The organism is Sphingomonas sp., from assembly GCF_035317925.1.
GTDB lineage: Bacteria > Pseudomonadota > Alphaproteobacteria > Sphingomonadales > Sphingomonadaceae > Sphingomonas_I.
On the sequence record NZ_DATHFV010000171.1, the window covers coordinates 1 to 14,429 of the forward strand.

Sequence of the window (14,429 nt, forward strand, 5' to 3'; positions counted from 1 at the left end):
GATTGAGCACCTGGCGGCGGATCAGGTCGTCGCGCGAATCGTCGTGCAGCTGGGCGAAGCTGATCCGCTGCTGCTGCAGCACCGCTTGCATCACGCTTTGGTCGAACTGGCCGGTGGGCCCATGAAAAGCGGGAATCGAGGCGATCTCGCCCCCGACCAGCCGCTCGCTCGCGGCGATGCCGTGCTTTTCCGCCCAGACGGTGAGCACGGTCGCGCCGATATATTGCTGGACCAGCGGCTCGAGGCTGCCGACCGCCTTCAGGAATTGCGCCATGGTCAGCGACGGCTGCTGCTGCCGTGCCTGGCGCAGCGCACTTTCCGCACGGCCCGAAATCACCGTCACCGGGATCGCCTTGCCGCCGACCGTCGCGACCGCATCCGCGCCCGGGCCGCCGCCCACCAGCCCGCCGCCGGGGGTGCCGACGCCGGTAACGATGAAGGCGATCATGATCAGGGCGAGCAGCCCAACCGCCAGCCAGGAGGACAAAGCGCGGCGGAAAAAGGCGAGCATGGATGTTCCGGTGATGCCTGAGGAAGGCGAACCCAATAGAGGCCGACCGGTTATGCATCAAGCGCCGTGGCTTGGCGTCCGGGGCGGCGCTTGCTACCGGCCCCACACGTCTGGAGAATGAAGTGCGCACGCTGATCGCCGGCAACTGGAAGATGAACGGCTCGCGCGCGATGCTGGCCGAGCTCGACCGTATCGCCGAAGCGGCTTCGGCTTATTCCGATGTCGACGTGGCGATCGCGCCGCCTTTCACCCTGCTGGGGGAAGCGCAGCCGCACGCCGGGCGGGTGTGGATCGGCGGGCAGGATTGCCATCGCGCGGCGCAGGGCGCGCATACCGGCTGCATTTCGGCCGGCATGCTGGTCGAGATGGGCGCGCGCTTCGTGATCTGCGGACATAGCGAGCGCCGTGCCGAATTCGGCGAGACCGATCCCCTGATCCGGGCCAAGGCCGAGGCCGCGCAGGCGGCCGGGCTGATCGCGATCGTCTGCATCGGCGAGGACGAACATGAACGCGATGAGGGCCGCGCGGTCGAAGTCGTCGCGTGCGAACTCGATGGATCGGTGCCGCCCGCCTCGACTCCGGAAAATCTGGTCGTGTCCTACGAGCCCGCCTGGGCGATCGGTACCGGCCGCATCCCGACCTTCGACCAGATTTGCGAAATCCATTCGATGATCCGCGCCAAGCTGATCCAGCTTTTCGGCGAAGCCGGCGTGCGGATCCGCATCCTCTATGGCGGATCGGTCAATGCCGGGAATGCGGCGAGCATCCTCGCCTGTCCGCACGTGAACGGCGCGCTGATCGGCGGGGCCAGCCTCACCGCCGATCAATTCGTGCCGATCGTCGAGATTGCCGCGAACGTCTCGCAATAGTGTTTTTCGCGTGACCGTTCGCGCGGTCGGGCGTTAGGGGCATCGCGACTCTTCAAGCCCCCGGAGGATATTTCCATGGCATTCGAGCTCCCCCCACTTCCCTTCGACAAGTCGGCGCTGGAGCCGCACATGTCGGCCGAGACGTTCGACTTCCACCACGGCAAGCATCACAAGGCCTATGTCGACAAGACCAATGGCTGGATCGACGAAAAGGGCCTCGCCGGTCTCTCGCTCCTCCAGGTGATCGACAAGGCCAAGGCGACCGGTGACAAGGGCCTGTTCAACAACTCGGCCCAGATCTGGAACCACACCTTCTTCTGGAATTGCCTCGCGCCCGCCGGCTCGACCAAGCCGTCGGACAAGCTCGCCGGGCTGATTTCCAGCTTCGGCGGCCAGGACGTGCTGCTCAAGAAGATCGCCGACGAGGCCGTCGGCCATTTCGCCAGCGGCTGGGCGTGGCTGGTGCTGGAAGGCGACGCGCTCAAGGTGACGTCGTTCCATGACGCCGACACGCCGGTCGCGCATAATGTAACCCCGCTCTTCACGCTCGATGTGTGGGAGCACGCTTATTATATCGATTATCGCAACGCGCGGCCCAAGTTCGCCGAGACGATCCTCGCCAACGTGATCAACTGGGATTTCGTGTCGCAGAATCTCGACGGCGCCGGCGCCGGCCGCGCCGATCAGCAGCAGTAAGGCCCTTCGTCATTCCCGCGAAGGCGGGAATCCATAAGCTCTCCGCCTGGTTATAGGCCGGTTCGTCAGAGAATATGGATCCCCGCCTTCGCGGGGATGACGGCGTAGCGCCCCGACATCGCAGCCTGGCTTGCGCGCCTTGCTCCCCGGCGCCAATCACCCTTGATGCGCATCGCCCTTTTCGAGCCGGAAATCGCCCAGAACGTCGGCGCCATATTGCGGCTCGGTGCCTGTATGGGGGCAGCTGTCGACCTTATCGAGCCCATGGGCTTCGAATGGGATGATCGAAGGGTCCGCCGGACCGCGATGGATTATATCGATCATGTCGCCGTCACGCGTCATGCCGACTTCGACGCGTTCAGGATCAGTATCGGCTCGCAAAGGCTGGTGCTGTTCACCACGAAGAGCACCCAATCGGCCTACGATTTTCGCTTCATGGCCGACGATGTCCTGCTCTTCGGAAAGGAAAGCGCGGGCGTGCCGCCTGCCATAGCCGATGCCTGCGATGCCCGGCTGCGCATTCCGATGCGGCCGCAGGTACGCTCGATGAACCTTGCCGCATCGGTGGCGCTCGCGCTTGGCGAAGCCTTGCGTCAAACCGGAACCTTGCCGATCTGACGGCCGCGCAGCCCGATCAGCGTTGCTTCTTGGCCGTCGTCGCGGTGAAATCGGGTTCCTTGTTCGCCACCCAATCGACGAATTTGCGCACGTTGGGGTTGGCGAGCAGGCCCTCCACATCCATCCCATGGCGCTGCAGTTCGGAATTGGTGAAATTGGCGATCAGCGTCTGCTGGCAAATCGGGTGCATCGACACAACGTCGCGCCCGCCCCGGCTTTTGGGCACGGGATGATGCCAGACGATGGTCTTGCCGGTGGGCCGGCCACACAACCAGCACGGCACCGCCACCGCCGGAGCCTCCTCCTCGCGATGCGTGTCTGGATAGGGACCATGTTTCGAATGTTTGCGGGCCATGCGTCGATCTGAATCCCTGACTTTCGCGGCACATGCCTATGGGGGAGGCGGGCAGCATTAGCACGCCGGCATTTGCAATTCGGAGGTCGCCGGTCCCGCCATCCGCGGCGGCATGCACTTGCCCCGACAATAGTCGTTCGTTCAGCCGCGGCTCCGGGAAGCGCTAGTCGGCGGAAAGCCAGGCATCGCTGCAGATCAGGATGAGTTCTCGTCTGGCCGCCGGCTGTGCCAGATGAGCTTCAACGACCGCCCGGTCGTCCACCGGCAGGCGGCGGATAATTTCAGAGACACTGCGATAGTGCCCCGATCTTGCCAGATCAAACGCCCGATCGATTGCCGAAATCTTCGTCATCGCCACCCCCTAACCCACGCAAACGACCGAACGAAGAAATCTGTTCAAAATGCTGATATCTCCGTGATCGCTCTGCGCCCAAACGAGAACGTCGCGCAGGCGGCGCGCGATCCCGAAACCGGCCATTCTCGAAATGAAGCTGCCGACGGCTGCTATTGGGGTATCAGCCCGGCAGTTGGATTGGGGATCAATCCCGCATCGGCGGCTGCCGTCAGCCTTGCGTACTCACAGCCGCCTTGGCAGGAGCGGGCGCTCGCTCGACGCAGAACTTCACGCCTTAGGCCCAAGAAAGACGCTGCTGCAGCCCTATGAAATCGACCACTGAGACTTTGGACGACCTCGGCTGGAAGCCTTATTTCAGCGATCAGCTTTCTGGCGAGGAGGCTGGGCACACTCATCCTGTCCGGGTGATGGCCGTCCATCGCGGGAAGATAGCCGTCGCAGGCGCGGGGTCGCAGGGTTTCGTCGCGCCCCATATTCCCGGCGCCGGCCCGGCGGACGATCATCCGACGGTTGGCGATTGGATGCTGATCGACAGCGCCACAGGGCAGCCCATCCGCGTTCTTCATCGGATGAATCTTTTCAAGCGGCGCGCACCGGGCGATCCACGCAAAGAACAAATGATCGCAGCCAATGTGGACACTTTGTTCATCGTCGCCTCCTGCAACCAGGATTTCAGCGTCGCGCGGCTGGAGCGCTATCTGGTGTTGGCGCACGAAGTGGGTGTGAATCCGGTCGTGGTTCTCACCAAGATCGACCTGTCCGACAACCCCGAGGAATTTGCGGCGGCGGCGCGCGCGATCGAGCCGGGGTTGCTCGTCGAAACCGTCAACGGGCGCGATCCCGCCAGCGTCGCTCGCCTCGCTTCATGGTGCGGCAAAGGCGAAACCGTTGCGCTTCTCGGATCGTCCGGCGTCGGCAAGTCGACGCTCGTCAATACAATGCGGGGTTCCGACAGTATCGCCACCCAGGCGATCCGCGCCAGCGACGCCACCGGCCGCCACACGACCACCGTGCGTGAAATGCATCGCCTCGAACGTGGCGGCTGGCTGCTCGACACGCCCGGCATGCGCGAGCTTCAACTGACCGATGCCGCTGCGGGGATTTCGGAGGTTTTCGACGACTTCGTCCTGGCGGCAGAGAACTGCCGCTTCTCGAACTGCGGACATGGCAGCGAGCCGGGCTGCGCCGTCCAGGCGGCAATCGCCGATGGCACGCTGACGTCGGTCCGTTTCGATCGCTGGCGCAAACTGGCAGCCGAGGAAAGTCCTACCCCCTCATATCCCAAGGCGCGGCGCTAGCTTTGCTTAGACGCGAGAGTCCCGGTGCGGTACGCAGCCGCATGTTTGACATGCACGAAGAAGAAATCGACGGGATCGAGATCGCAACGCTCGGCAGCTTCATACCGTGGGGATTGCATAAGGATCAGGGCGGCGACGGCGCAAGCTACCCTGAACACAGCGCTCGCATTCTGGACGTTAAATCCGGACAAGAGGCAGGCCTGAAATATTTTGCCGATTTCATGGCCCCGAAGATCAGGACCCCGGGCGTCGTGGCGATTGTTCCTTCAAGCGATCCAGCGAAGACGGGACCCGGCATAATTAAACTCGCCAAGCGCCTGGCAGCGCTGACGCCCTTATCGGATGCCACCTCAGCCCTGGTCCGCCACACAAAAATACCGAAGCTGGCGTCGGGCGGCAGCCGCGACATCCAGGTGCACCTGGATTCGATCGCGGTGAATTCACAACTCATTGTCGGGGATAGGGTGTTCCTTCTGGACGACGTCCTATCTACCGGAAATTCGATGCTGGCCTGCCGCCAGCTCCTCGAAGATGCTGGCGCCAGCGAAGTCATCTGCATGGCGTTAGGCCGGATCACTTCCTAGCATCGGTCCAGGACATCCATCGTGCCGGGCTGAATGACGTCGGCTTTCAGGATTATCGCGTCGCCTATAGCGGCCTGGATTGGGCAGAAATCTTCCGTTGCGCGATGACGCCCGCGAATGATCGCTACCGGAGAGCCGCCTCCCCAACAATTCCGGGGACACAATACCTAATTTCGCAATTTTCGCGCAGAGGTACGTGTAGATAGCTGCATTGGGTTTTGTGTCCCCGGAATGGGTATTGTGTCCTCGGAACTCTAGCCGCTTTTTTCCTTTCAAGGCAGCGATTAAATGTCGCCAACGGCTGCGGGAAGATATTGATGGACGTCGAAGATGCGCTCGGGCGAGCGCAACTGCATGCTCATCGCCTCTGTGATGAGGCGATGGTTAAGGCCCAAGGCCTCTTTGCAATCTGGGACACTTACAACACGGCCGAAAATCCATTGCGAGGTCCACTGTCGTATAGCGAGGCGTCCATATCGATTAACCAAATGGCGACCTCGGTGCTGCATGAAACGATCCTGATCCTCGTCGCGTCGATGGATGTGCGCGGGCGATCGACGTTGGAGAAAACGAACCGAGTCAGCTTCCCGATAGTCCGCGAGTTGCTCTCGCGGCCGGGTGTGATGGGTGATGTGTTAGCGCGGGCCGACATCCCGATTGCGAACAAGCAGGCGTTCGATCGCTACTGCAGTGCCCTTGATCGTCTCGATGTCGAGCAACCCAACCGTTTACAAAGGCTGCGCCATTTTCGAGACGAATACCTCGCTCATCATCTGGACTTTCCAGTCGGGCGAACACCGCCCTTGATGAGCGACATCACAACAATGCTCGCGGAGCTCTCGAACATCGCCGCCGACCTGCAAAACGCTCTCTATGGGCAACATGTCGATTGGGAGCATCGACGCGTGCAGATGCGAGAAAGCGCCCTTTCGCTTTGGAGTTTGGTAGCAAAAGGTTCGGGCTGGCGAGGCAAGTGATGCCGATCCCCTGCTCTCACTCTTCCGGCGGCAACACGACCTTGTTGTCATCCGCCGCCAGCCCGTGCCGCATCAGCATCGGCACATTGCACGCGGCGAAGATCAGGGTCGCCGGCATCGATCCCCACAATTTGTAGCCGAGCCAGAAGGCGGTGGTGGAATTGCGCCACACGATCTCGTTCGCGATCGCCAGCGCGAAGAAGAAGACCGCCCAGTTGCGCGTCAGCAGCTTCCAGCCTTCCTCGGACAAGCCGGGATAGGCCTGGCCCAGCACCATCTGCAGCGTCGGCCGGCCGGTGATCAGGCCCCACACCAGCACCGACGTCACCGTCACATAATAGATGGTCGGCTTGATCTTGATGATCCAGTCCTTGTGCAGCCAGATCGTCAGGCCGCCGAGGATCAGCACCATCACCGCCGAGAAGATCTGGATCGGCGAGATCTTGCCGAAGCGGACCAGCGACACGATCATCGCGATCGCGGTCACGCCCATGAACAAGGCGGTCGCGATATAGATGTTATGGCCGGTCGCCGCGAAGGCGATGAAATAGATGACGAGCGGGCCGAGATCGAGCGCGAGGCGCATGCCGATGCCGGGATCGGCGGGTTTGGGCTTGGTGCTCATCGGGCTTTCTCCGGCGCGAGCCGCTCGATCCCGGCAATGGCACGGGCGACTTCCTGGGGGTCGAACGGGCGGAGATCGTCGATGGTTTCGCCGATCCCGATCGCGTGGATCGGCAGCCCGAATTTCTCGGCCGCCGCAACCAGCACGCCGCCGCGCGCGGTGCCGTCGAGCTTGGTCATCACCAGCCCCGTCACACCCGCTTCCTTCTCGAACACTTCGATCTGGTTCAAGCCGTTCTGGCCGGTGGTCGCGTCGAGCACGAGCACGACATTATGCGGGGCGGCGGGGTTGAGCCGGCCGAGCACGCGCCGGATCTTGGAGAGTTCGTCCATCAGGCCCGACTTGTTCTGCAGCCGCCCGGCGGTGTCGACGATCAGCACGTCGGTGCCCTCGGCGGTGCCGCGCTTGACGCCTTCGAACACCAAACCGGCGGCGTCGCCACCTTCCTTGCCCGAGATGATCGGCACGCCGATCCGGTCCGCCCACACCTTGAGCTGGCCGATCGCGGCGGCGCGGAACGTGTCGCCCGCGACCAGCATCACCGAATAATCCTGCTCGGTGAACAGATGCGCCAGCTTGGCGATGGTGGTGGTCTTGCCCGATCCGTTGACGCCGATCACCAGGATCACCTGCGGGCGCGGGAAGGCGTCGATCTCGAGCGGCTTGGCGACGGGCGCGAGGATCTGGCCGACTTCCTCCGCCACGATCTCGCGCAGCCTTTCCTCGGTCAGGCCGAGCGCGAAGCGCTCACCGGTCAGCCGCTCGCGCACGCGCGCGGCGGTGGCGGGGCCCAGATCGGAGGCGATCAAGGCCTCCTCGATCTGGTCGAGCGTATCGGCGTCGAGCGCGGCCTTGCCGAACAAGCCCGACAGATTTTCGCCAAGCTTGTCGGAAGTGCGGCGGAAACCGCCGAACAGCCGGTCGGTCCAGGATTTGCTCATGCGGGAACGCCCCGCAGGGTGTCGCCGTCGACGGCGGTGATGTGCGCGGCGACGATGCTGTTCGGCGCGGAGCCGGGCAGCATCACCCGCGCGAAATTCTCGGCATGGCCGCTTGCGCCATCCAGTTCGACCAACACCAAAGTCACGCTTCCAATCTGCTCCTGCAGCCAGTCCGCCTTGCGGCGCGCGCCCGCCTCGCGCAGCCGGGCGGCGCGATCCTTGACGATCGGACGCGCCACTTGCGGCATGCGCGCGGCAGGCGTGCCGGCGCGGGGCGAATAGGGAAAGATATGCGCGAAGGCGATGGCGCAATCGTCGATCAGCGCCAGCGTGTTGGCGAACATCGCCTCGTCCTCGGTCGGGAAACCCGCGATCAGGTCCGCGCCGATGACGATGTCCGGGCGCAGCGCCTTCAATCGTGCGACCAGATCGACCGATTGGGCGCGATTGTGGCGGCGCTTCATCCGCTTGAGGATCATGTCGTCGCCCGCCTGTAGCGAGAGATGGACATGCGGCATCAGGCGCGGCTCGTGCGCGATCAGATCGAGCAGGGCGTCGTCCACCTCGCACGGATCGAGCGAGGACAAACGCAGGCGCGGCAGATCGGGGACGAGCCGCAGGATGCGCGCGACCAGGCTGCCGAGCGAAGGCTGACCCGGCAGGTCGGCGCCATAAGAGGTCAGGTCGACTCCCGTGAGCACCACTTCCTTCGTGCCCTGATCGACCGCAGCCTTGATCTCGTCGATCACACCGCCCGCGGGCAGCGATCGGCTCGGGCCGCGGCCATAAGGAATGATGCAGAAGGTACAGCGATGATCGCAGCCATTCTGCACCGGCAGGAAGGTGCGGGCATGCGAGGGCGGGGGCGCAATGCGCGGCGGGCGCATCGGTTGGTATCGCGCGAGGTCCAGCTTGGCGGTATTCGGCACGATCGCCGAAACCTCCGCCATCGCGCGGAATGTCTCGGGCTCGATCTCCGCCGCGCATCCCGTCACCACGATGCGGGCATCGGGCCGGTCGCGGCGCGCGCGGCGGATCGCCTGACGCGCGGTCTTCACCGCTTCGGCGGTGACCGCGCAGCTGTTGACGACGACCAGATCGTCCTCGCCCGCCAGCATGCCCGCGATCTTCTCGCTTTCGGCGATGTTGAGGCGGCAGCCGTGCGAAATCAGCGTCGCGCCGCTCACAGGTCTTCGGCCTCGCCGGTATAAACATGCGTGGCCGGGCCCGACATGCTGATGCTGGCGCCGGGCGCCCAGTCGATCAGCAATTCGCCGCCGGGCAGGGCGATCGTCACCGGGCTTTCGACCCGGCCCGATCGGATCGCGGCGACGGCGGTCGCGCAGGCGCCGGTGCCGCAGGCGCGGGTCTCGCCGACGCCGCGTTCCCACACGCGCAGCCGGATCCGGTCGGGCGCTTCGACCGTGGCGACATTGACGTTGACGCGGTTGGGGAAGAGCGGGTCATGCTCGATCTGCGGGCCGAGCCGCTCGAGGTCGACCGCATCTGTATCCTCGACGAAGAAGATGATGTGCGGGTTGCCGACGTTGACCGTCGCAGGATCGTTCAGTTCGTCCCAGCCGACCGGCAGATGCGCGGTGTCCATCGCGTAGGCGAGCGGGATCTCGTCCCAGCCGAAGCGGGGCGAGCCCATGTCGACCGTGGCGAGCGCGCCGTCGACCGCGAGCTGGAGCGTGCCGCCCAGCGTCTCGAGCGTCGATTGCCGGCCGAGCAGCAAGGCGACCGCGCGCGACGCATTGCCGCACGCCTCGACCTCGCCCCCATCCGCATTCCAGATGCGCATGCGCGCATCCGCCACATCGGACGGCTCGATCAGGATCAGCTGATCGCAGCCGATCCCCTCGCGCCGGTCGGCGATGGCGCGCGCGCGCGCGGCGTCGATCGCGACCGGGTTTTCCCGCGCGTCGATCACCACGAAGTCGTTGCCGAGCCCGTGCATCTTGTGGAAGCGGAAAGACATGAGGCGCGATCTAGGGATGGAGGCGCCCCAAGTCCACTTTGGCAGGGCGGCGACCCCTCAACACCGTTCGTGCTGAGCTTGTCGAAGCACTGTCCTAGCCCTCTCCCGCTCTCGCGGGAGAGGAGGGGCCCGCCGCGAAGTGGCGGGAGGTGAGGATCTTCTTAGCCGCTGAAGAAGGCCCTCACCCAACCCTCTCCCGCAAGCGGGAGAGGGCTATAGGGCCCGGAGTCACCGCTTCCGTGGCAGCAGCCAGCCTTCGTCGCTTAGCCAGTCGAACAACCGGTCGGGCCAATGCTGGATCGAGACGCGATCGTTATGCATCGCCACGTTGAAGCCGTGATCGGTGCTCGCGAACAGATGCAGTTCGGCCGAAATGCCCGCCTCGCGCAGCTGATTGTACAGCGCGATCGCCGGCGGTTCGCAGCATTTGTCGAGCGTGCCCGCGGTGATGAAGGCGGGCGGGGCGTCCTTGATCGCCGTCGCGGGGATGCCGAGCGGGCCGGGATAGACCAGCACCTGGAAGTCCGGCCGCGCACTCTGCTGGTCGACCGCGTCCAGCTTCCACGCCCGCTGCGGCTCCGGATTGTCCGCGACCATCGACACCAGTTCACCACCGGCCGAGAAGCCCATCAGCCCGACGCGGTGGGGATCGACCCCATAGTCGGCGGCATGCGCACGCACCCAGCGGATCGCGCGGCGCGTATCGGCGGCGGCATCGCGCTCGATCGAATAGGTCGATCCCGCCTCGCGGGCGAGCCGGTATTTTAGCACGAACACAGTAATACCGAACCGATTCAATGTCTTGGCGGGCATCACCCCTTCGTTGACGAACACCAGCATGCGGTGCCCGCCCCCCGGCGCGATCACCACCGCCGCGCCATTGGCGTGAGCCGGGTCGGCGCGGAAGATGGTCAGATTGGGGTTGTGGACGCTGCGAACATACGTGTTTTCAACAACTTCCGGATCGTGGGCATGCCCCTCGGAGCCGGGCGCGCCGTTGGCCCAGATCGTCGCCACCTCGGGATCGGCCGCCAGCGCGGGCGGTGCCGCGAACAGCAGTAAGGCGATCGCCATCCAAACCTTGGTCATCGGCCCATCCTTATCAAGTTCGGATTCGATGTTTTTTACATTTCCCCTGAGGCAGGGGCATCCCGGGACCGGGGTATGCCATAGCCGTAGAGGTCCGCCATACGACCTTTGTCGCGGCTTCCGGCACGACCGCCGGGCGCGTAGAACCCGACCATGCGCATCCCCCTTTGGTTGATGGCCACAACCGCTCTGCTTGGCCTGCCGCTCGCCGCTCCCGCGGCCTCACCCTCCGCATTCCTGACCGCCCCGGCCGAGCCGGGCGCGGTCACGGTCAAGGCGGTCGGCGACGGCCGCGCCGACGATAGCGCCGCGCTCCAGGCGGCGATCGATCAGGCGGGGTCGAGCAAGACCGGCGAGGGCATCGTCTTCCTGCCGTCCGGTCGGTACCGGATCAGCCGCACGATCAACGTCTGGCCGGGTGTGCGGCTGTTCGGCGTCGGCAAGACGCGGCCGGTGATCCTGCTCGGCGCCAACACGCCCGGTTTCGATAAGGGCCTCGGCACGATGGTGATCTTCGCGGGCTTCAACCCCGCGCGGCCGCTCTTCCCGGGGCGCCCCTTCAAGGTGCCGGTGCCGCCACAGGGCAGCGTCCCCGCCACCGACAAGATCGCCGACGCCAACTCCGGCACCTTCTACTCGGCGATGAGCAACGTCGATTGGGAGATCGGGCCCGGCAATCCGGCCGCGACCGTGATCCGCTTTCACACCGCGCAGCACGCCTATCTCAGCCATATGGACTTCCAGCTCGGCTCGGGCCTGGCCGGCCTCTACCAGGTCGGCAACGAGGCCGAGGATCTGCATTTCCATGGCGGCCGCTACGGCATCCTCGCCGAAAAGACCTCGCCCGCCTGGCAGTTCACGCTGATCGATTCGAGCTTCGACGGCCAGCGCGACGCCGCGATCCGCGAGCATGAGGCGGGACTGACTTTGGTCAACGTCGCTATCCGCAACACCCCCGTCGGGATCGACATCGACCAGGGCTATGGCGACTGGCTGTGGGGCAAGGACGTGCGCTTCGAGAATGTCTCGAAGGCGGGCGTGATCATCTCGAACGAGAACAACGCCTACACCCAGATCGGCTTCGACAATGCGCTCGCCAAGGCCACGCCCGTGTTCGCGCGCTTCCGCGACAGCGGCAAGACGGTCGCCGGCCCCGGCGCCGCCTATCGGGTGAGCGAATTCAACTACGGCATGGTCGTGCCGGGCCTCGGCCAGACCGGCCATTACGCGACCAATATGCAGGCCAAGCCGATCAAGGCCTTGCCCGCGCCGCGCGACCGCGCGGTCCGGTTGCTGCCGCCGGTCGGGCAATGGTTCAACGTGCGCGACGCGGGCGCGAAGGGCGACAACAAGACCGACGACACCGCCGCGATCCAGCAAGCGATCGACGCGCATCGCGTCGTCTATGTCCCGGCCGGCCGCTACCTCGTGACTGATACGCTCAAGCTGCGGCCCGACAGCGTGCTGATCGGCCTGCATCCGAGCCTGACCCAGATCATCCTGCCCGACGCGACGCCGGCCTTTGCCGGCATCGGCGCGCCTAGGGCCTTGATCGAAAGCGCCAAAGGCGGCGACGCGATCGTCTCGGGCCTCGGCCTCAACACCAATGGCATCAATCCGCGCGCCACTGCCTTGCTGTGGAAGGCGGGCGCCAACTCACTCGTCCAGGACGTGAAGATCCAGAACGGCCACGGCACCAACCTCGCCGACGGCACGCGCGTCGATCCCTATAACGCCAACCATAGCGGCGATCCCGATCCGGCTCGGCGCTGGGACGCGCAATATCCGAGCATCTGGGTGACGGACGGCGGCGGCGGCACCTTCACCGACGTCTGGTCGCCCGATACCTATGCGACCGCCGGCTTCAAGGTCAGCGACACCGATACGCCCGGTCACGTCTACGAGCTGTCCAACGAGCATCATGTCCGTTCCGAGATCGTGCTCGACAACGTCCGCAACTGGGAGTTCCTCGCCCCGCAGACCGAAGAAGAGACCGGCGAGAGCCAGGACACGATCAGCCTCGACGTGCGCAATTCGCACAACATCCTGTTCGCCAATTACCATGCCTATCGCGTCACGCGCTCGGTCAAGCCGGCGGCGACCGCGGTGCGGCTGATCAACTCCTCCGACATCCGCTTCCGCAACGTGCACGTGAATGCGGAGAGCGGCTTCTCCTTCTGCGACAAGAGCGGCTGCGGCACCTATCTGCGCGCCAGCAAATACCCCTACGAGAATGCGATCACCGACGTGAGCCGCGGGCTCGAGGTGCGCGAGCGCGAGTTCGCCGTGCTCGACGTGCCGGGCACCCCGCCTTTGCCCGCCCAGGGCTCGGCGGTGCAGACCCTGCACAGCGGCTTCTATTCGATCGCGGGCGCGGCGGTGGATGCGCACGGCAAGCTCTATTTCGTCGATCGCAAGTTCCAGACGATCTACGGCTGGTCGAAGGACGAAGGCCTGACGATCGAGCGCGACGACACGCTCGATCCGGTCAACCTGGCGTTCGACAAATCCGGTACTCTGATCGTGCTGTCATCGGACGGCGCGGCGGGTACGGTCTACGCCTTCAAGCCGGGCAGTGCGAACAGCAAGGCCGAGATCATCAGGCCGACGCCCGTAAAGGAACGCCGCGATACGCTGGTCGCGCTGCCGGGCAATGTCTGGAACAATGGCGAATTCCGCGACCAGCTCGACCTCGGGACCTATCGCTTCACCACCCTGGCCGAGATGTTCGCGCGTGACATCGGCGCGCCCAAGGCCGAGGAATATGTTTCGCCCGACGGCAGCCTGGTCCTGCCCGCTTTTCCCGCGCACGAGCAGGGGCCGCCCAATTTCCTCGGCTGGCGCTTCTCCGACACGCTCGACACCTATGGCTTTGTCACCGCCAAATCGGGCGAGCGCGTGTTCCTGAGCAACGGGTCGGAGGACAAGACCTATAGTGGCGTGGTTGGTCCGGGCGGCAGCGTCACCGATCTCAAGCCCTTCGCCAATCGCGGCGGGGAAAGCGTGGCGGTAGGGCCCGACGGGCGCGTCTATGTCGCGAACGGGCAGATATTCGTCTACGCGGCCGACGGGTCGGAAGCGGGCCGAATCGACGTGCCGGAGCGGCCGCTGCAGCTTGTCTTCGGCGGGCCGAATGGGCGGACGCTCTTCATCCTCGCCCATCACGCGCTGTTCGCGGTGGAGATCTAGAACAGGCCGCTCACGCGGCGGCAGCTTCGTCCCGCTGCGCCCAGAAAGCGGACTGCGCGACGATCGCGACCTGCGTGCGGTTACGCACGTTCAGCTTGCGCATCAGCGCGGTCATATGCGCCTTCACCGTCGCTTCGGCGATACCGAGGTCGAACGCGATCTGCTTGTTGAGCAGACCCGAATGGACGCCGTGCAACACCTTCAGCTGGGTGGGGGTCAGCTCCGCGAAAGCCGCCGGGATCTGCTGGCCCGCCGGGCGGAACAAGCTCGCCTCAATCTTGGAAATGATACCCATGACATCCCCTCGTCGGTTCAGGCCGTGGCCTGTCCTGTTCCCGCTA

Annotated in this window: 16 protein-coding genes; 7 read left to right on the forward strand and 9 right to left on the reverse strand. The window is 64.8% G+C overall.

Annotation, left to right across the window (positions count from 1 at the left end; genetic code table 11):
• Window positions 1–511, reverse strand: a 511-nt coding sequence (locus VK533_RS12585; RefSeq protein ID WP_324378154.1) for a SurA N-terminal domain-containing protein, incomplete at its 3' end; no start/stop codon positions are given.
• Between the two features lie 122 nt (window positions 512–633).
• Between VK533_RS12585 and tpiA the strand changes: the two genes are divergently transcribed.
• From tpiA to VK533_RS12600, 3 genes are all read left to right on the forward strand, one after another.
• Entirely contained in the window at window positions 634–1,380 is a 747-nt protein-coding gene (tpiA, locus tag VK533_RS12590; protein ID WP_324378156.1) for a triose-phosphate isomerase, read from the forward strand.
• A gap of 75 nt (window positions 1,381–1,455) precedes the next feature.
• Window positions 1,456–2,076 (forward strand): superoxide dismutase, encoded by a 621-nt coding sequence (locus VK533_RS12595; RefSeq protein ID WP_324378158.1) that lies wholly within the window; start codon window positions 1,456–1,458, stop codon window positions 2,074–2,076.
• Window positions 2,077–2,241: 165 nt separating this feature from the next.
• The gene (locus VK533_RS12600) at window positions 2,242–2,694 is read left to right on the forward strand and encodes a tRNA (cytidine(34)-2'-O)-methyltransferase (protein WP_324378160.1); all 453 of its coding nucleotides are present in this window, start codon (window positions 2,242–2,244) and stop codon (window positions 2,692–2,694) included.
• A gap of 16 nt (window positions 2,695–2,710) precedes the next feature.
• Here VK533_RS12600 and VK533_RS12605 read toward each other — a convergent pair whose 3' ends face one another.
• Window positions 2,711–3,049: a hypothetical protein gene (locus VK533_RS12605; RefSeq protein WP_324378161.1), complete on the reverse strand. Its 339-nt coding sequence runs from the start codon at window positions 3,047–3,049 to the stop codon at window positions 2,711–2,713.
• Between the two features lie 163 nt (window positions 3,050–3,212).
• Window positions 3,213–3,401 (reverse strand): hypothetical protein, encoded by a 189-nt coding sequence (locus VK533_RS12610; RefSeq protein WP_324378163.1) that lies wholly within the window; start codon window positions 3,399–3,401, stop codon window positions 3,213–3,215.
• A 524-nt stretch (window positions 3,402–3,925) separates the two neighbouring features.
• Here VK533_RS12610 and rsgA point away from each other — a divergent pair.
• From rsgA to VK533_RS12625, 3 genes are all read left to right on the forward strand, one after another.
• Entirely contained in the window at window positions 3,926–4,702 is a 777-nt protein-coding gene (gene rsgA / locus VK533_RS12615) for a ribosome small subunit-dependent GTPase A (RefSeq protein ID WP_324378165.1), read from the forward strand.
• Window positions 4,703–4,743: 41 nt separating this feature from the next.
• Window positions 4,744–5,286, forward strand: coding sequence for a ComF family protein (locus VK533_RS12620; protein ID WP_324378167.1), 543 nt, complete (start codon window positions 4,744–4,746; stop codon window positions 5,284–5,286).
• A 317-nt stretch (window positions 5,287–5,603) separates the two neighbouring features.
• On the forward strand, window positions 5,604–6,263 hold the full coding sequence (locus VK533_RS12625) for a hypothetical protein (RefSeq protein ID WP_324378169.1): 660 nt from the start codon (window positions 5,604–5,606) through the stop codon (window positions 6,261–6,263).
• Between the two features lie 16 nt (window positions 6,264–6,279).
• Here VK533_RS12625 and VK533_RS12630 read toward each other — a convergent pair whose 3' ends face one another.
• The 5 genes from VK533_RS12630 to VK533_RS12650 form a co-directional block, all read right to left on the reverse strand.
• On the reverse strand, window positions 6,280–6,888 hold the full coding sequence (locus VK533_RS12630) for an inner membrane-spanning protein YciB (RefSeq protein ID WP_324378171.1): 609 nt from the start codon (window positions 6,886–6,888) through the stop codon (window positions 6,280–6,282).
• Window positions 6,885–7,829 (reverse strand): signal recognition particle-docking protein FtsY, encoded by a 945-nt coding sequence (gene ftsY, locus VK533_RS12635; protein WP_324378173.1) that lies wholly within the window; start codon window positions 7,827–7,829, stop codon window positions 6,885–6,887. Before ftsY ends, VK533_RS12630 begins: the two co-directional genes overlap by 4 nt.
• Window positions 7,826–9,016: a tRNA (N(6)-L-threonylcarbamoyladenosine(37)-C(2))-methylthiotransferase MtaB gene (gene mtaB, locus VK533_RS12640; protein WP_324378175.1), complete on the reverse strand. Its 1,191-nt coding sequence runs from the start codon at window positions 9,014–9,016 to the stop codon at window positions 7,826–7,828. The genes ftsY and mtaB overlap by 4 nt, the downstream gene beginning before the upstream one ends.
• Window positions 9,013–9,810: a diaminopimelate epimerase gene (dapF, locus tag VK533_RS12645; protein WP_324378177.1), complete on the reverse strand. Its 798-nt coding sequence runs from the start codon at window positions 9,808–9,810 to the stop codon at window positions 9,013–9,015. The genes mtaB and dapF overlap by 4 nt, the downstream gene beginning before the upstream one ends.
• 228 nt (window positions 9,811–10,038) lie before the next feature.
• Window positions 10,039–10,899 (reverse strand): alpha/beta hydrolase, encoded by an 861-nt coding sequence (locus VK533_RS12650; protein WP_324378179.1) that lies wholly within the window; start codon window positions 10,897–10,899, stop codon window positions 10,039–10,041.
• A 153-nt stretch (window positions 10,900–11,052) separates the two neighbouring features.
• Here VK533_RS12650 and VK533_RS12655 point away from each other — a divergent pair, with 153 nt between their 5' ends.
• Entirely contained in the window at window positions 11,053–14,088 is a 3,036-nt protein-coding gene (locus VK533_RS12655; protein WP_324378181.1) for a glycosyl hydrolase family 28-related protein, read from the forward strand.
• Window positions 14,089–14,098: 10 nt separating this feature from the next.
• Here the strand turns inward: VK533_RS12655 and VK533_RS12660 are convergent, their stop codons facing one another.
• A complete protein-coding gene (locus VK533_RS12660; protein WP_324378184.1) occupies window positions 14,099–14,383 on the reverse strand; it encodes a helix-turn-helix domain-containing protein in 285 nt (94 codons plus the stop codon).
• Window positions 14,384–14,429 lie beyond the last annotated feature (46 nt).